General features: G+C 69.8%; 18 protein-coding genes. 4 read left to right on the forward strand and 14 right to left on the reverse strand.

What is annotated here, in order from left to right; genetic code table 11:
* Position 1: 1 nt before the first annotated feature.
* The 11 genes from IE246_RS12830 to IE246_RS12880 form a co-directional block, all read right to left on the reverse strand.
* Positions 2 to 172, reverse strand: coding sequence for a hypothetical protein (locus tag IE246_RS12830; RefSeq protein ID WP_189990144.1), 171 nt, complete (start codon positions 170 to 172; stop codon positions 2 to 4).
* Entirely contained in the window at positions 160 to 1548 is a 1389-nt protein-coding gene (locus IE246_RS12835) for an amidase (RefSeq protein ID WP_189990146.1), read from the reverse strand. The genes IE246_RS12830 and IE246_RS12835 overlap by 13 nt, the downstream gene beginning before the upstream one ends.
* Complete coding sequence (locus tag IE246_RS12840; protein WP_189990147.1) at positions 1538 to 2959, reverse strand: TRAP transporter large permease; 1422 nt, start codon at positions 2957 to 2959, stop codon at positions 1538 to 1540. Before IE246_RS12840 ends, IE246_RS12835 begins: the two co-directional genes overlap by 11 nt.
* Entirely contained in the window at positions 2956 to 3597 is a 642-nt protein-coding gene (locus IE246_RS12845) for a TRAP transporter small permease subunit (protein WP_189990149.1), read from the reverse strand. The genes IE246_RS12840 and IE246_RS12845 overlap by 4 nt, the downstream gene beginning before the upstream one ends.
* Positions 3598 to 3675: 78 nt before the next feature.
* Positions 3676 to 4806 carry a TRAP transporter substrate-binding protein gene (locus IE246_RS12850; protein ID WP_189990474.1) on the reverse strand — a complete coding sequence of 377 codons (1131 nt, stop codon included), beginning with the start codon at positions 4804 to 4806 and terminating at the stop codon, positions 3676 to 3678.
* A gap of 264 nt (positions 4807 to 5070) precedes the next feature.
* Positions 5071 to 5712, reverse strand: coding sequence for a hypothetical protein (locus IE246_RS12855; protein WP_189990151.1), 642 nt, complete (start codon positions 5710 to 5712; stop codon positions 5071 to 5073).
* A 58-nt stretch (positions 5713 to 5770) separates the two neighbouring features.
* Positions 5771 to 7426, reverse strand: coding sequence for an ABC transporter ATP-binding protein (locus IE246_RS12860; RefSeq protein WP_229837041.1), 1656 nt, complete (start codon positions 7424 to 7426; stop codon positions 5771 to 5773).
* 11 nt (positions 7427 to 7437) lie between these two features.
* Positions 7438 to 8367, reverse strand: coding sequence for an ABC transporter permease (locus tag IE246_RS12865; RefSeq protein ID WP_189990154.1), 930 nt, complete (start codon positions 8365 to 8367; stop codon positions 7438 to 7440).
* Between the two features lie 109 nt (positions 8368 to 8476).
* Positions 8477 to 9418 (reverse strand): ABC transporter permease, encoded by a 942-nt coding sequence (locus tag IE246_RS12870; RefSeq protein ID WP_189990155.1) that lies wholly within the window; start codon positions 9416 to 9418, stop codon positions 8477 to 8479.
* Positions 9419 to 9476: 58 nt separating this feature from the next.
* On the reverse strand, positions 9477 to 11081 hold the full coding sequence (locus IE246_RS12875; protein ID WP_189990157.1) for an ABC transporter substrate-binding protein: 1605 nt from the start codon (positions 11079 to 11081) through the stop codon (positions 9477 to 9479).
* Positions 11082 to 11211: 130 nt separating this feature from the next.
* Positions 11212 to 11970 carry a helix-turn-helix transcriptional regulator gene (locus tag IE246_RS12880; RefSeq protein ID WP_189990159.1) on the reverse strand — a complete coding sequence of 253 codons (759 nt, stop codon included), beginning with the start codon at positions 11968 to 11970 and terminating at the stop codon, positions 11212 to 11214.
* An 87-nt stretch (positions 11971 to 12057) separates the two neighbouring features.
* On the opposite strand from IE246_RS12880, the gene IE246_RS12885 reads away from it, so the two are divergent.
* Entirely contained in the window at positions 12058 to 12594 is a 537-nt protein-coding gene (locus IE246_RS12885; protein ID WP_189990161.1) for a peroxiredoxin-like family protein, read from the forward strand.
* 76 nt (positions 12595 to 12670) lie between these two features.
* Here the strand turns inward: IE246_RS12885 and IE246_RS12890 are convergent, their stop codons facing one another.
* Positions 12671 to 13006 (reverse strand): YkgJ family cysteine cluster protein, encoded by a 336-nt coding sequence (locus tag IE246_RS12890; RefSeq protein WP_189990163.1) that lies wholly within the window; start codon positions 13004 to 13006, stop codon positions 12671 to 12673.
* A gap of 281 nt (positions 13007 to 13287) precedes the next feature.
* Here IE246_RS12890 and IE246_RS12895 point away from each other — a divergent pair, with 281 nt between their 5' ends.
* Both IE246_RS12895 and IE246_RS12900 read left to right on the forward strand, forming a co-directional pair.
* Positions 13288 to 13944, forward strand: coding sequence for a class I SAM-dependent DNA methyltransferase (locus IE246_RS12895; protein WP_373297888.1), 657 nt, complete (start codon positions 13288 to 13290; stop codon positions 13942 to 13944).
* On the forward strand, positions 13938 to 14564 hold the full coding sequence (locus tag IE246_RS12900) for a glutathione S-transferase family protein (protein ID WP_189990167.1): 627 nt from the start codon (positions 13938 to 13940) through the stop codon (positions 14562 to 14564). The genes IE246_RS12895 and IE246_RS12900 overlap by 7 nt, the downstream gene beginning before the upstream one ends.
* 7 nt (positions 14565 to 14571) lie before the next feature.
* Here the strand turns inward: IE246_RS12900 and IE246_RS12905 are convergent, their stop codons facing one another.
* Positions 14572 to 14799: a hypothetical protein gene (locus IE246_RS12905; RefSeq protein ID WP_189990168.1), complete on the reverse strand. Its 228-nt coding sequence runs from the start codon at positions 14797 to 14799 to the stop codon at positions 14572 to 14574.
* 80 nt (positions 14800 to 14879) lie between these two features.
* Positions 14880 to 15908, reverse strand: coding sequence for a trans-3-hydroxy-L-proline dehydratase (locus IE246_RS12910; RefSeq protein ID WP_189990170.1), 1029 nt, complete (start codon positions 15906 to 15908; stop codon positions 14880 to 14882).
* A 141-nt stretch (positions 15909 to 16049) separates the two neighbouring features.
* Here IE246_RS12910 and IE246_RS12915 point away from each other — a divergent pair, with 141 nt between their 5' ends.
* The gene (locus tag IE246_RS12915) at positions 16050 to 16685 is read left to right on the forward strand and encodes an RT0821/Lpp0805 family surface protein (RefSeq protein ID WP_229837043.1); all 636 of its coding nucleotides are present in this window, start codon (positions 16050 to 16052) and stop codon (positions 16683 to 16685) included.
* The last annotated feature ends 48 nt before the right edge of the window (positions 16686 to 16733 follow it).

Below are 16733 nucleotides of genomic sequence, written 5' to 3' on the forward strand. Positions count from 1 at the left end.
CTCACTGCCGATCGTCCTGCTTGGCGAACAGCGACCGGTAGAAATCGTAGCCGGCCATCGCCACGACCACGGCGACGACGATCACCAGGTCGATGTCCGGCACGAAGCCGACCAGGATGCCCATGAACCCGGCCAGCAGAGCGATGGCCGCGACGCCGATCACCTTGTCCATTGCCCGTCCTCCGTCGATCCGCTTCCGGCCTGCGCCGAGACTGCGGCAGCCAGCCAGCGGGCGGTGCGCAGGAGCCGCCCGTCGTCGCCGTGGCGGCCGACAAGCTGCACGCCGATCGGCAGCCCGCCATAGGACTGGAGCAGCGGCACCGTCACCGCCGGCAGGCCGCAGAAGCTCCAGAGCGCGTTGAACGCCGGGCTGCCGGTCGAGTCCAGCCCGGGCGGCGCCGGTCCGGATGCCGCCGGGGTGAGGATGGCGTCGTAGCGCTCGAACACCGCCTCCAGCGACGCGGTCAGGACACCGGGCCAGTCGCGGGCCGCCAGGTAGTCGTGGGCCAGGATCCGCCGGCCCCGGTCGATCGCGTCCACGAGCTCGGGGCTCAGCCGGTCGCCGGCCCGCTGCCGGTAGCGGTGGTAGCTCTTGGCCATCTCCGCCAGCTGCACCAGCTCGCACAACGGCCCGGCCTCGGCGAAGGCCGGCGGCAGCTCGGCTTCGTCGCAGGCGTCGCCGAGGGCGGCGAGCAGCTCGGCGAAGCCGGCGTGGATGTCGGGATCGGCGGTGTCCCAGGCCGGCTGCCGGACGAAGGCGAGGCTCGGCCGGACCGGCGGCTCGCTGCCGGCGACGGCGGCCAGGCCGGGTGCCGGTGCCGGCCGGGTCGCCGGATCGCCCGGGTCGCAGCCGAACAGGGTTTCGGCCAGCAGGGCGGCGCCGGCGACGCTGCCGGCGAACACCCCGGCGGTGTCGAGCGACGGCGCCTGCGCCAGGATGCCGGTGCGAGGGATCGCCCCGAAGCTCGGCTTGAACCCGACGACCCCGCAGAACGACGCCGGGCGGATCACCGAGCCCACGGTCTGGGTGCCGATCGCCAGCGGCACCATGGCCGCCGCCACCGCCGCGGCCGATCCCGAGGACGACCCGCCCGGCGTACGCGCCGGGTCGTGCGGATTGCGGGTCGTCCCCGGATGCCGGAACGCCAGCTCCGTGGTCACGGTCTTGCCCATCACCACGGCGCCGGCCTGCCTGAGGCGCCGCACCACGAACGCGTCGGACTGCGGTACCCTGCCGGCGTCGACCGCGGTGCCGTTGCCGGTCGGCATGCCGGCGGCGTCGACGATGTCCTTGAGGCCGACCGGCAGGCCGTGCAGCGGTCCGATCGGCCGGCCGGCCGCCCGGTGCTCGTCCAGGGCACGGGCCTGGCGGCGGGCGTGGTCGGGGTCGATCCAGGCCCAGGCGCCGACCGCCGGCTCGCGCCGGGCGATCTGCGCCAGGCAGGCCTCGACCAGCTCGGCGGCGCGCAGCGAGCCGGCGGCCAGCCGCTCGCGCAGGGCGACGGCGTCGAGCCCGAGGATCGGATCGGCGGGCGCCTCAGCGGCCATAGATGATCCCCGGCAGCCACAGCGCGATCTTCGGCTGCAGGTACAGCACCGCCATGGCGATGAACACCATCACCAGGAACGGCATGCAGCCCTTGAAGATCTGGATGAGCTGCACGTGCGGTGGCGCTATCCCCTTGAGGTAATAGGCCGACATGGCCATCGGCGGGGTCAGGAACGAGGTCTGAAGGTTGAGCGCGACCAGGATGCCGAAGAACAGCGGGTCGATCCCGAAATGCGGCAGCAGCGGCAGGAAGATCGGCACGAAGATGATGATGATCTCCGACCATTCCAGCGGCCAGCCGAGCAGGAAGATGATCAGCTGGGCCAGGATCAGGAACTGCAGCGGCGTGATGTCGAGGCCGGTGACGAAGTCGTTGATGATCTGCTCGCCGCCCAGGTACGAGAACACCGACGAGAACGTCCACGAGCCGACGAACAGCCAGCATACCATCGCCGTCGTCCGCACCGTCAGGTACACCGACTCGCGCAGCCGGTCCCAGGTGAGCGCGCGGTACGCGACCGCCAGCACCAGGCCGCCGAGTGCGCCGATCGACGCCGCCTCGGTCGGGGTTGCGAGGCCGAACAGGATGGCGCCGAGCACCGCCAGGATCAGCACCGCCAGCGGGAAGAACGAGGTCAGCAGCATGACGATGAGTTCGCCGACCGGAATGTCCGGAACCTCCTCCGCGGTCGGCTTCGGCGCCACCGATGGCTGCACGACGGCGCGGCCGACGACGTAGAGCAGGTACAGCCCGGACAGCAGCAGTCCCGGGAGCAGGGCGCCGGCGTAGAGCTGGACGATCGAGACCCCGGACGAGGCGGCGTACACGATCAGCATGATCGACGGCGGGATCAGGATGCCGAGGGTCCCGCCGGCGCAGATGATGCCGGCGGCGAAGCTGTTGTCATAGCGCGCCTTCAGCATGGCCGGCAGCGCCAGCAGCCCCATCAGCGTCACCACCGCGCCGACGATGCCGGTGGCGGTCGCGAACAGCGTGCAGGTGATCAGCGCCGCCACCGCCATCGAGCCGGGGATCCGCCGCGACGCGATGTTCAGGGTCGAGAACAGCCGCGCCACGATGTTGGCGCGCTCGACGATGTAGCCCATGAACAGGAACAGCGGCACCGCGGTCAGGACCTCGTTGGTCATGACCGAGTAGGTCTGGTTGATGAACAGGTCGAAGATGCGGTTGTTGAAGAACCCCTCGATCCAGGTCTGGAATTGGGTCCAGTCGTCGGCGCCGCGGTCGACCGCCCGGTTGTAGGCGCGCCACATGCGCGGGGCGTCGAAGTAGGCGTAGTAGCCGAAGCTGATGCCCATCGCCATCAGGGTGAAGGCGATCGGGAACCCCAGGAAGATGATCAGGATGAAGATGCCCAGCATGAACAGGGCGACTTGCGGATCGGTCATGAGCGCCTGCCACCCCGGTTGTCGTCGTCGGACGGCCTGATGAAGTCGACCGCCTCCGAGCCGTGGTCGAGGATGTCGTGGGAGGCCTTGTCCATGAGCATGACCTCGGTCTCCTCGACGTCCTCGGCGGCGCGCAGCCACTCGCCGGTGCGGATGCAGAGGATGCAGCGCAGGACCTGGGCGATCCCCTGGATCAGCAGCAGCAGGCCGGCGGCGACGATCACCGACTTCAGCTGGAACACCGGTACGCCGGCCGGACTGTTGACGCTGACCTCGAGGTACCGCCACGAGCGGGCCGCGTACTTCCAGCCGGCGAACACCAGGGCGAGCACGCCGGGAAAGAAGAACAGGAAGTACAGGACCAGTTCGACCCGCGCCTGGGTGCGCGGCGACCACAGCCGATAGACGAAGTCGCCCCTGACGTGGCCGCCGCGCGACAGCGTGTAGGCCCCGCCCATCATGAACAGGCTGCCGTACATGATGAAGGAGACGTCGAGCGACCAGGTGGTCGGGGCGTTCAGCACGTAGCGGACGAACACCTCGTAGGCCACGCCGAAGGTCATGACCAGGATCGTCCACGCGAACGCCTTGCCGAACCACGCTGACAGGCGGTCGGCGAACATGATGCAGCTGATCATCGCGGCCTCACGGGCTGGCGGCGTTCGGCCGCCCCGGCGGACTGGGCACCGGGGCGGCCCGACGGACGCGGGGCAGCCTCAGAGCTGGAGCTTGCCGGGGAAGTAATGGTCGTAGGCGAGCGCGTAGTCGGGCGCGTTCATCAGCTCGTAGAACACCACCCGCTCGACCCAGGCGCGCTGGCTGTCGAGGACCTTCTTCATGTAGGCGTCCTGCTCCAGCTCCGGGATCAGCTCGTCCCAGGCCTTGAGCTCGGCGTCGAGGATCTCCTTGGAGGTCCGGTGCACCTTGACCCCGTGCTCGTCCTGCAGCTTGCGCAGGTCGGTCGAGTACTGGTCGAGCGCGAGCGCGGTGTTCGAGGTGCTGACCGCCTCGACGGCGTAGCGCAGGATCGCCTGCAGGTCCGGCGGCAGGTCGTCGTAGAAGTCCTTGTTGAACAGGAACTCGAAGGACTCGCTGGCCTGGTGGTACGACGACAGCATGTAGTTCTTGGCGACGTCCTGGGCGCCGAACCGCATGTCGGACGACGGGTTGTTGAACTCGAAGGCGTCGATCACGCCGCGTTCCATGGCCGGCACGATCTCGCCGCCCGGCAGCTGGGCCACGCTCATGCCGAGCCGCTGCATCAGGTCGGCGGCGAGGCCGACGGTCCGGTATTTGAAGCCCTTGAGCTCGGCGACCTTGGTCACCGGCTGCTTGAACCACCCGAAGGGCTGCGCCGGCATCGGGAAGCCGTAGAACCCGTAGACGTTGAGCCCGAGGATGTCCTGGGTCAGCTCCCGGTACAGCTCCTGGCCGCCGCCGGCGTAGAACCAGGCAAGCATGGTGTTGGCGCTGCCGCCGAACACCGGGCCGGTGCCGAACAGCGAGGCGGCCTTGTGCTTGCCGTACCAGTAGACGGGTACGGTGTGGGCGGCGTCGAGAACGCCGTCGTTCACGGCGTCGAGGACCTGGAACGCCGCGACGACCGCGCCGGACGGCAGCAGGTCGACCTTCAGGCGGCCGCCCGACATCTGCTCGACCCGGTCGACGTACTGCCGGGCGAAGTCCATCCAGATGTCGGAGGCCGGCCAGGAGGTCTGCATCTTAACGACGACCGGGCTCTGGGCGATCGCCGGTGCGGCGAGGACGCCGGCGGCGGACGCGCCGGCAGCGAGGGCGCTGCCCTTCAGCAGCTTGCGGCGCGACAGGGAATGGTTCTCGGTGATCATGTTCACGGCACTCCTCCCCTTGCGTTATCAACCCTGACGGGTGTGTCCTTGTCGGACTATTGTCGGTCGGAGGTCTGGCGCTTCAGCGTCGGGTTCGATGCGGACGTTGCTCGGCCACCTCCTGCGTGCGCTTCGGGGGTGGCACGGGCCGTCGGCCGGTCGGGCAGGACTCGACCTTGACGGGTCCGGCAGGTCACCCCTGCGGCAGAGTGTCACAAGTTACGCCCGACGGCAAAGTAACGCTTGCTTGTCCCGGCTGCGTGGTCAGGGCTGCGTCTGCAGCAGGAAGGTGTTGGCCGCGCTCTCGAGCCGGAACGGCGTGTCGACCCGGTCATGCTCGATCGTCCCGAGACCGATCGGGCCGCCGAGCCGCCCGACCAGGCCGGCCAGGCCCTGGTCCACCACGGTCTTTCCACCGCGGCCATGCTTCGAGAGCACGAAGCCGAAGTCGACGTCGGGACCGATGACGTCGGTGTAGGCGGCACCGCCGGCGGAGCCCATCTCCGGAATCTCGATGGTCTCGTTCAGGCCATCGAGCACGACGTTCCAGGCGCAGCCCTTGACCCCGTATCCGCCCATCTGCCGGTTGCGCGCGTCGAACTGCTCGACGGCGTCGTGAAACGCCGCGAGCAGCAGGACCCGGGGCCGGCCGTCCGGCACCGGCGCGTAGAACACGATCTCGTCGCCGAGGGTCTTCCAGACGCTGTAGTCCGGGATCTCGTGCTCGTCGTCGAACCGCAGGGCGACCCTGCCGACGAACACCAGCGGGAAGGTCTCGAACAGGTCGCGGAACAACGGCAGCCAGGATTCGTTCCGCTGCATGTAGGCGGTCTTCAGCTTCTTCGAGCTGACCATGTCGACCGACAGGTACATCACGCTCGACCGGGCGGCGGCGTTGTCGCTCATGGGGAGAACCCTCTGACCGCTGCCGCGAGCTCCGGGCGCGGCCTTCCGATGGCGCAGGCTACGCGGCGACGCCGCCGAAGGCAAAGCCCCGTCCCGGGGCGGCGGCGAACAGCGACCGCGTGTAGTCGTGCCGCGGATCGCCGAACACCTCGCCGGCAGTACCGTACTCCACCACCTTGCCCCGGTGCATGACCGCGACGGTGTCGCAGACCTGGGCCGCGACCCGCAGGTCGTGGGTGATGAACAGCATGGCGAGGTCGAGGCGCTGGCGGATGTCGTCCAGCAGGTCGAGCACCTGGGCCTGCACCGACACGTCCAGCGCCGAGACCGCCTCGTCGGCGATCAGCAGATCCGGCTCCATCGCCAGGGCCCGGGCGATGCAGATGCGCTGGCGCTGGCCGCCGGAGAACTGGTGCGGGTAACGGTCGAGCGCGCCCGGATCGAGCCGGACCAGGGTCATCAGCTCGCGGGCCCGGGCCATCGCCTCGGCCGCGCCGGTGCCGTAGTTCATCGGCCCCTCGACGATCGAGGCGCCGACGGTGCGCCGCGGGTTGAGCGAGCGGTACGGGTCCTGGAACACGATCTGCACCCGGCGCCGGAGCTGGCGCAGCCGGGCGGTCGAGGCACGGGCGATGTCGTCGCCGTCCAGGTAGACGTGGCCGTCGCTCGGATCGATCAGCCGGGCGATGCAGCGCGCCACCGTCGACTTCCCGGACCCGGACTCGCCGACGATGCCGAGGGTCTCGCCCTTGCGGATCTCGATCGACACGCTGTCGGCGGCGTGCACCGCCCGGGCCTTCTGGAAGAACCCGCCGCCGGTGTAGATCTTGGACAGCCCGTCGGTCGCCAGCACCACCATGGCGGCCGGATCGCGCGGCCGCTGGCGCGGCGTGAAGCTCGGCACCGCGCCGATCAGCATCCTGGTGTAGGGATGGCTCGGCCGCTGCAGGACCTCCTCGGCGGTGCCTTCCTCGACCACCTTGCCCCACTGCATCACCGCCACCCGGTCGGCGATGTCGGCGACCACGCCGAAATCGTGGGTGATGAACAGCACGGCGGTGTCGTGGGTCTCCTGGATCTCCTTGATCAGCTTCAGGATCTGCGCCTGGGTCGTGACGTCGAGCGCGGTCGTCGGCTCGTCGGCGATCAGCAGTACCGGCTCCAGCACCAGGGCCATGGCGATCATGATGCGCTGGCGCTGCCCGCCCGAGAGCTGGTGCGGGTAGGACGCGGCCATGCGCGGCGGGTCCGGCAGGTGCACCTGCTCCAGAATGCCCAGGATCCGGCGCTGGCGCTCCTCGGGGCCGTAGTCGGTATGGGTGGTCAGGACCTCCTCGATCTGCGCGCCGCAGGTCATGGTCGGGTTCAGGGCGGTCATCGGTTCCTGGAAGATCATTGACATACGGGCGCCGCGCAGCTCGCGCAGGCGGGCCTCGTCGACCTCCAGCAGGTTCTCGCCCTCGAGCCGGATGGCGCCGCCGACCGGCGCCATGTCGCGGCTCGGCAGCAGCCCCATGACCGAGAACGCGCTGACCGACTTGCCGGAGCCGGACTCGCCGACCAGGCAGACGATCTCGCGCTTGCGGACGCTGATCGAGACGTTCTCGATCGCGTGCTCGCGGTCGGCGCCCTTCGGCAGCCTGATGGTCAGGTCGTCGATCTCCAGGACCGGCCGGTCCGCCTTCCCGTCGGCCGTCGTCACGCTGTCAGCCACTCCGGGCCCCCTCAGAAACGCTTCGCCATGCGCGGGTCGAGCGTGTCGCGCAGACCGTCGCCGAGCAGGTTCACCGCCAGGATGGTCAGCGCCAGGAACACGCCCGGGAACAGGATGTTGTGCGGGAACACCTGAAACAGCACGCGACCCTCGGCCATGATGTTGCCCCAGGTCGGGGTCTCCGGCGGGATGCCGACGCCGAGGAAGCTCAGGATCGCCTCCACCAGGATCGCCGAGGCGCAGACGTAGGTGCCCTGGACCAGCAGCGGCGCGATGGTGTTCGGCAGCACGTGGCGGTACAGGATCGGCACCAGCGGCGTGCCCACCGAGATCGCCGCCTCGACGTAGGGCTCCTCGCGGATCGACAGCACGATCGAGCGCACCAGCCGCACCACCCGCGGGATCTCCGGCACGGCGATGGCGATGATGACCGTGGCGAGGCCGGCTCCCCACAGCGACACCAGGCCGATGGCGAGCAGGATTCCCGGAATCGCCATCAGGCCGTCCATCACCCGCATCGCGACGCCGTCGAGCCAGCGCACGTAGCCGGCCAGCAGGCCGATCACCAGGCCGACCGCGATCGAGATGACCGCCACCGCCAGGCCGACGACGAGCGAGATGCGGGCGCCGTACAGTACCCGGCTGTACAGGTCGCGGCCCAGCGAGTCGGTGCCCATGCGGTGCACGTACTCCAGCTCCTGGCCGGACGGCAGGGTGATGGTGTGCTCGGTGCCCGGCCGCTTGTTGCGCCAGGCCGGGTCGATCCCGGCCGGGTCGAGGGTGTCCAGCGCCGGCGCCAGAAGGCCCAGCACCACCATCACCAGCAGGACCACCGTGCCGAACACCACGCTCGGGTTGCGCGAGAGCTGGCGCAGCAGGCCCGGCCGTTCGGCGGAGGCGGCGGCCTGGGCGGCGGAATCGACGAGGTCGGGGGAGGTCATCGAACGGTCGCCTCGCTACGCTGGGCGGATGCGCCGGAACCCGCGTCGTGACGGGCGGCGCAGGGATCCGACGGGAAGTCTGTTTGCGAACCGGCTCATGCCCGCCCCCTCAATACCGGATCCGCGGGTCGAGCAGGGTGTAGGACAGGTCGATCACCAGGTTGATCAGCACGTAGACGAACGAGAACACCAGGATCACCGCCTGGATCGTCGGGTAGTCGCGGCCCAGAACCGCATCGACGGTCAGCCGGCCGAGCCCTGGGATGTTGTAGACGCTCTCGGTCACCACCACGCCGCCGATCAGCAGGGCGATGCCGATGCCGACGATCGTGACGATCGGCACCGCGGCATTGCGCAGCGCGTGCTTGACCAGCACGGTGCGGTTGGTCAGTCCCTTGGCCTTGGCGGTGCGGATGTAGTCCTCGCCCAGCACGTCGATCACGCTGGCCCGGGTGATCCGGGCGATCAGCGCGATGTAGATCACGCTCAGCGTCAGGCTCGGCAGGATCAGGCGGTGCAGGAACGGCCACAACCCGGCCGATATCGACTTGTAGCCCTGCACCGGGAACCATTTCAGCTCGACCGCGAACACGTAGATCAGCAGGTAGCCGAGCACGAACACCGGCACCGAGAAGCCGGCCACCGAGAACCCCATGACCGTCCGGTCCAGCCAGCCGCCCTGCCGGTAAGCCGCGAGCACGCCGAGCGGGATCGCGACCAGCAGAGTGATGATCATGGTGGTGGTGGCGAGCGCCAGGGTCGGCTCGACCCGCTGCAGGATCAGCTCGGTGACCTTCTTCTTGAAGAAGAAGGACTCGCCGAGATCGCCCTGCAGCAGCTTGCCGGCCCAGATCGCGAGCTGGGTCGGCAGCGGGTCGTTCAGCCCCAGGCGCTCGCGGATTTCCTCGATCTGCACCGGGGTGGCGTTGTCGCCGGCGATGATCGCCGCCGGGTCCCCCGGGGTCAGCCGCAGCATCAGGAACACGAAGAGCGCCACCATCACCAGCACCGGGATGGTGGCCAACAGACGTTGCGCGACGAAGGCGGTCATGCGCAGTCTTCCCCTCGGATGTCCGTCATCGCTCTCCGTGCTCCGATGCGGCCGGACGTCAGCCGTCGATGCGGCTGATGTTCCAGAAGAACGGCGCCGGGCCGTTCAGCATGCCCTCGACCTTGTCCTTGCGGACGGCGGTCGGCTGGTACCACTGGCCGGCATGGGCGTGGGTGCCGATCTCCATGGCGCGGACCTGGATCTGCTTGGCCAGATCCTTCTGCTTCGCCTCGTCGGTCTCGGTCGCGAAGGCGTTGCGCAGCTGCTCCATCTTCTCGTCGCACGGCCAGCCGAACCACGCCTTGTCGCAGCCGGTGTTGTAGCCGGCCGCCGAGATCGGGTTCAGGATGTCGGCCGCCACCCAGGAGGTCAGGAAGGCGTTCCAGCCGCCCTCGGACGGCTTCTCCTTCTTGGCCCGGCGCGACACCAGGGTCTGCCAGTCCATCGACTGCATGTCGACGGTGAAGCCGCCCTTGCGCAGCAGGTCGGCCGCGACCGGGGCGAGGTTGGCCAGCACCGCCAGGTCGGTCGAGTGCATCAGCACCACCGGCGTGCCGTCATAGCCGGCTTCCTTCAGCAGCGCCTTCGACTTCTCGAAGTCCGACTTGACCATCGCGTCGCCGCCCTCGGTGAAGGCGAACGGCGTGTCGCAGACGAACATCGCCGGGCAGACCTTGTAGTAGGCCGGGTTGCCGATGACGGCCTGCAGGAACGGCTCCTGGCTGAGCGCTGCGATCGCCGCCTGCCGGACCTTCTGGTTGTCGAACGGCGGATGCAGCCAGTTCATGCGGAACATGTACTGGTTGCCCAGCGGGTTGGTGTTGAGCAGCGCGACTTCCTCGGCGCCCTCGAGGATCGGCAGCAGGTCGTGCGGCGGCGCCTCCAGGACGTCGATCTCGCCGGCGACCAGCGCGTTCACCGCGGTCTGGTGGTCGGGCATCGAGATCCACTCGACCCGGTCGACCTTCGCGACCTTGCCGCCGGCGGCCCAGCTGCCCGGCTCGCTGCGCGGCTTGTAGTCGGCGAACTTGGTGTAGACGGTCTTGTCGCCCGGCTTCCACTCGTCTTTCTGGAACACGAACGGGCCGGAGCCGACGTAGTCGGAGATCTGCTCGCCGGCCGGGGTCTCGGCGACCCGCTTCGGCATCATGAAGGGCACGTTGGAGCTCGGCTTGGCGAGCGACAGCAGCACCAGACCGTAGGGCTCCTTCAGCTGCATGGTGAAGGTCTTGTCGTCGACGGCCTTCATCTCGGCGACGAAGGACATCAGCTTCTGGCCCATGGAGTCCTTGGAACCCCAGCGCTTGACCGACGCGATGCAGTCCTCGGCCGTCACCGGGGCGCCGTCGTGCCACTTCAGGCCGTCGCGCAGGGTGAAGGTGTAGGTCAGCTTGTCGTCACTGACCTTCCAGGTGTCGACCATCTGCGGCGTCACGTTCAGCTTCTCGTCCATGGCGAAAAGCGTGTCGTAGATCATGTAGCCGTGGTTGCGGGTGATGTAGGCCGTGGTCCAGATCGGGTCGACGATCTTCAGGTCCGAGTGCATCACCACGCGCAGCGTGGTCTCGGCAGCTGCCGGCGTCGCGGTCATCAGCCCCGCGAGCATCGGCACCGCCGCCGCCGCTGCCAGCAGGCTGCGTGCGAACGAGCGTCCCCAGTTCATGAGCCCCTCCGTTGTTAAGGAGTTGTGGAGGGTCGAGGGTAGAGGAGTTTTCGCCCGCGGGTCCAGGGTGGTTCGGCCAACCGGCGCGGTCGGCCGCCGACAGCCGATCGGAGCGAACGCCCGGCCGCGATCACGGTGCGGGCGTGGCCGCGGCGGATCGGCGCGCCGCCAGCGGGGTCACGCCGTGCTGGCGCTGGAAGGCACGCGCCAGGGCCTCCGAGCTGCCGTAGCCGTAGCGTCGTGCCACGGCCTGCACGCGATGTCCGCGGTCGAGGTCCTGGCGAGCCAGCGTCATCCGCCAGCGTCGCAGATAGGCCATCGGGGTTTCCCCGACCCGGGTGCGGAAGGCCTCGGCGAACCGGCTCAGCGACATGCCGGCGACTTCTGCCAGATCGGCGCTGGACCAGCCTTGGCCCGGCTCCTCGTGCATGGCGACGATGGCGCGGCTCAACCGCGGATCGGCCAGGCCGGCGACCAGCCCGGGCTCGGTGCTGCCGCGCTCGATCTCGGCCCGCAGCATGCGGACCACCAGCACCTCCGCCAGCCGGCTCAGCACGACGCCCGAGCCGCAACGCTTCGCCTGCGCCTCGGCGATCAGGAACCGCACCAGGGCGCGGGTATCGTCGTCGTCGATCGCCAGGCTCACGCAGGCCGGCAGTGCGGCGAGCAGGGGGTTGCTGTCGCCGCCCCAGGTGGCGGCGGCTTCGATCAGCGGGCGCTCCCCGGCCGGCCCGGCGCCCGCCGGGCCGCGCAGCCGCAGCGTCATGCGGGACGGCGTGCCGGTGTCGGCGTCGCCGAGGATGCGCAGGTTGCCGGTCCCGGGGTCGGCCTGGACCACGCGCATCTCGAAGCGGGCGATCAGGGCGGACAGGCGGTCGTAGCGGATCATGGGGGTTTCTATCGGATAATCGGGGTTTTTCGGACCGTATCATCCGCTACCTGTCGATGCTCCGCAACGACGCCCGGGAGAGCCCCGATGCTGATGCCCCGCCAGAAGACCCCCGACCTGACCCTCGAGACCGTCGCCCACGGCCGCTTCGACCTCGGCTCGGAGCCGTCGGAACGCGGCACCGTGGTCTGCTTCTACCGCGGCCTGCACTGCCCGATCTGCGCCAACTACCTGACCGAGCTGGAGAAGCGGACGCCGGAGTTCGCCGAGCGCGGGGTCGGCACGATCGCCGTCAGCACCGACGACGAGGAGCGCACAAGGGCGATGGCCGAAAAGATCGGCGCCAAGGCGCTGCGCTTCGGCTACGGCCTGACGCTCGCCAAGGCCCGCGAGTGGGGGCTGTACATCTCGACCTCGCGCGGCACCACCTCGATCGGCATCGAGGAGCCGGCGCTGTTTGCCGAGCCCGGCCTGTTCATGGTGACGCCGGACCGCTCGCTGTACTACGGCTCGGTCCAGACCATGCCGTTCGTGCGGCCGCATTTCTCCGAGCTGGTCGCGGCCCTCGACTTCGCGATCGCCAAGAACTACCCGGCGCGCGGCGAGTACGCCGGCCCGGTCTGAGCCGGCGAACAGGCACCGGAGAACGCGAAGCGACCCTCGGCGCCCGGCGCGCCGGGGGGTTCGGTGTTCGGTGCGGTCAGGTTGCCGGGCAGGCTTCGAGCGGGCCCAGCCCGTGGTGCCGGCGCGCCGTCAGGCACTCCTCGTCGCCGGGTTGGCACTCCCGGCAGACGACCGGTCGGAAGTCGTAGATCCCGCAGGCGGTCTCGACGCCGATCTTCCCGACCAGGGCGGCGCAGCGATTGCCGGTGCAGCGCATGCCGGACCCGGTGTCGTCGACCAGATAACCGGGGATGAGCGCGATCTCGGCGTCGTCCTCGACGGTGAAGCGCGGCCAGTTCCGCGAATACGCACAACAGGCGCCGCAGCTCTGGCAGGGTGACGTCGGCGGGGACGGCAGGCGTCGGTCGGGCATAGGCGCTCCGGCTGAGCGGGCGGCTGAGAGGGCGGATGACGGACAGTATCCCGGCCGCCCGGGCTTTCCCAGCAGCGAGCGGCGACCGGCATCGTTCCGTCCAGGTGCCCAAGACCGGGTGCATAAGATATGCGCGGCGGCGGGACCTCCGATGCGCTATCTGGCGGTGCCCCTTAAGCGACGAGCGAACCATGGACTTCGATCCCTTCGACACCCGCGGCTACCCGACCCTGCCGGTGGCCGAAGGCTACGGCGAATGGGCCGAGAGCTACGAGCGGACGGTGTTCGACCTGCTGGACATCCGGCTTCTGGAGCGGCTGGCCGCGGTCGACTGGCCGGCCTGCGATCGGGCTGCCGACCTGGCCTGCGGCACCGGCCGCACCGGCGCCTGGCTGAAGGCCGCCGGGGTCGGACGGATCGACGGCATCGACCTGACGCCGGAGATGCTGGCGAAGGCCCGGGCGAGGGGCGTCCACGACGATCTTGTGCTTGGCGACCTCGCGGCGACCGGCTTCGAGACCGGGGCCTACGACCTCGTGACCGCGTGCCTGGTCGACGAGCACCTGGCGGATCTGCGGCCGCTGTACCGCGAGGCGCATCGCCTGTTGGCACCCGGCGGGCGGTTCGTGCTGGTCGGCTACCACCCGCACTTCCTGATGCTCGGCATCGTCACCCATTTCGACCGGCCGGGCGGCGGGCCGGTGGCGATCCGCAGCCACGTGCACCTGACCAGCGACCATGTAGCGGCCGCCCACGCCGCCGGGTTCCGGCTGCAGGAGATGGCGGAGAATGTGGTCGACGACGACTGGCGGGACGTGAAGCCGAAATGGCACGCCAGGTACCGGCACCATCCCGCCAGCTTCGCCCTGGTCTGGACGCCGGCCCCGGTCGCCGCGAAGATCGTGGCCGATCACCTTCCGGAGGCCGCCCCGTGCTGACCCTGTACTACACGCCCGGTACCTGTGCGCTGGCGTCGCATATCTGCCTCGAGGAGGCCGGTGCCGAGTACGAGGCGCGCCGGGTCGACTTCGCCAAGCAGGAGCAGCGCCAGCCGGCCTACCTGGCGATCAACCCGAAGGGCCGGGTGCCGGCGCTGGTGACGCCGTCGGGCGTACTGACCGAGACCCCGGCGCTGCTGGTCTACATCGCCCAGTCGTTCCCGCAGGCCCGGCTGGCGCCGCTCGCCGACCCGTTCGCGCTGGCCCGGGTGCAGGAGCTCAACAGCTTCCTGTGCTCGACCCTGCACGTGGCGCATGCCCACAGGATGCGCGGGCACCGCTGGGCCGACGACCCCGACGCCATTGCGGAGATGAAGCGGAAGGTGCCGGAGACCGTTGCGGCGGGCTTCGACTATATCGAGCGCCACGCCTTCGTCGGCCCTTACGTGATGGGCGAGACCTACACGATCGCCGATCCGTACCTGTTCACGCTGGCGCGCTGGATGGAGGGCGACGAGGTCGATCCGGCCCGGTTCCCGAAGGTCGCGGCGCACCGCGAGATGATGGGTGAGCGGCCGGCGGTGCGGCGGGCGCTGGCGATGCAGCTGGCGAACGGGTGAGGCGGTTCTACAGCGCCATCTCGGCGTCGCTGCGCACCACCTGGACGACCAGGCGCTTGGCGTCCTCGTCCTCGATGCCGATGGCGGCGGCAACGTACATGGCGGCCGCCACGGTGCCCTCCTTGTGGGCGGTCAGCTTGGAGCCGCCGCGCTGCAGCGTCTCCTCGGCCGCTTCCATGTAGGTGTCGCGGATCAGATCGAGAGTGATTCTGTCGAGCGTTTCCGGCGCGGTCATGGCGTGTCTCGGGGGGGGCGGGTTGTTAACCTCATTGTCCCCGAGTCGGGTGAACGAAATCCTAAGACCGGCGGCGAAAATCAACCAGTCGGCCAGGTGTCGCTCAACCGGTAGCCCTGTGGCCACGGATCGTCCGGGTCGACCATCAGCTGGCGGGTGCCGGTGATCCAGGCGCGCCCCTCGATCGAGGGCGTCACCCAGGTCTTGCCGGCCCGCTGCTCGACCGCCTCGATGCGGCCGTCGAAGCGCGAGTCGATGATCGAGGTCGCCGCGAAGGGCTGGCCGACGGCGAGCCGGCCGCGGGCGTGCAGCACGGCCATGCGGGCCGAGCAGCCGGTGCCGGTCGGCGACCGGTCGATCTTGCCGGGCCGGATCACCACCGCGTTCCTGGCGGTGAAGCCGTCGCCCTGCGGCTCGACCGGCCCGGCGACCTGGCAGAACGAGTAGTGGGTCCACTCCGGCAGGTCGGGATGGGCGAACGGCAGCTGCTCGGTCGCGGCCGCCGTGATCCGGGTGCCGACGACCGCGATGTCGCGCGCCTCGTCGGGCGTCAGCGCGAAGCCGAGGTCGCCCGCGGGAACGATCACGAAGCTGTCGCCGCCGAACGCGGTGTCGACGGTCAGCGTGCCGATCCCCTCGACCTCCAGGACCGCGTCGAGCCGGTCGGCGAAGGACGGGATGTTGCGGATCCGCACCCGCTCGACCTTGCCGGCGCGGCAGGTGGCGGTCGCCTCCACCAGCCCGCCCGGCGCCTCCAGGACCAGCCGGGTGACCGGCTCGGTCATCGGCACGATCCCGGTCTCCAGCAGGACGGTGGCGACGCACAGGCTGTTCGACCCGGACATCGGCGGGGTGTCGGCCGGTTCCATGATGATGAAACCCATGGCTGCGCGCGGGTCCTTGGGCGGGACCAGCAGGTTGACGTGCCGGAACACGCCGCCGCGCGGCTCGTTCAGCACCAGGTTCCGCAGCGCCCCGTCGCGCGCGATGTGGCGCGACTGTTCCCACAGGGTCGCCCCGGGCGGCGGTGCCACGCCGCCGACGATGACGTCGCCGACCTCGCCCTCGGCGTGACAGCCGACGATGTGGATGACGGTATTGCTGCGCATGGGACCTCCGGAACTGCCAGGCGACGATGCCGTGTCGCCGCGCCCCGCGCGACGGAAATCGCGGCTGCGGCCGTTTGCTTGGGACGGGAACCGGGGAAATCGGTCGGCGTTGTCCGATCGCCAACCCAACGGAGGTCGACCATGCGCTCCCTCAATTTCGGTCTTGCCGTTGCCGCAGCGCTGATGATCGCGGCAGCCCCGGCCGGGCCGGCGTTTGCCGAACCGCCGCCCTGGGCGCCGGCCCATGGCTGGCGGGCCAAGCATCATGGCCATGACCGCCACCGCGAGGTCCACGTCTATCACCACTACGACCGGGCGGACGACTACGGCCGGCCGGTGATCGTCACCCGCGGCGCATCCTACCGCTGCGACCGGTCGCTGCTCGACGGCAACAAGACCCTGCTGGCCCAGATCCTGGGCGGCGCCGGTGGCGCGGTCGCCGGCTCGCAGTTCGGCAAGGGAACCGGTAAGCTCGCCGCCACCGCCGGCGGCGCGTTGCTGGGTGTCCTGATCGGGACCGAGATCGGCGGATCGCTCGACGCCGCCGATGCGGCGTGCGCGCAGCAGGCGCTCGAGACCGCCGACACCGGCCGGCCGGTGGTCTGGGACAATCCGGACCGGGGGACCCGGTACGCCATGGTCCCGACCCGGACCTACGAGAACGCCGGCACCTACTGCCGCGAGTACACCACGCGCGCCTCGGTCGGCGGCCGCACCCAGGAGGCCTACGGCACCGCCTGCCGGCGGCCGGACGGCAGCTGGCGGATCGTCCGGTAGTCGGCAATGGCACGCTGTTTGCTTCGTTGCTTGCAGGACATGACATCA

This window comes from Thalassobaculum fulvum, assembly GCF_014652915.1.
Classification (GTDB): domain Bacteria; phylum Pseudomonadota; class Alphaproteobacteria; order Thalassobaculales; family Thalassobaculaceae; genus Thalassobaculum_A; species Thalassobaculum_A fulvum.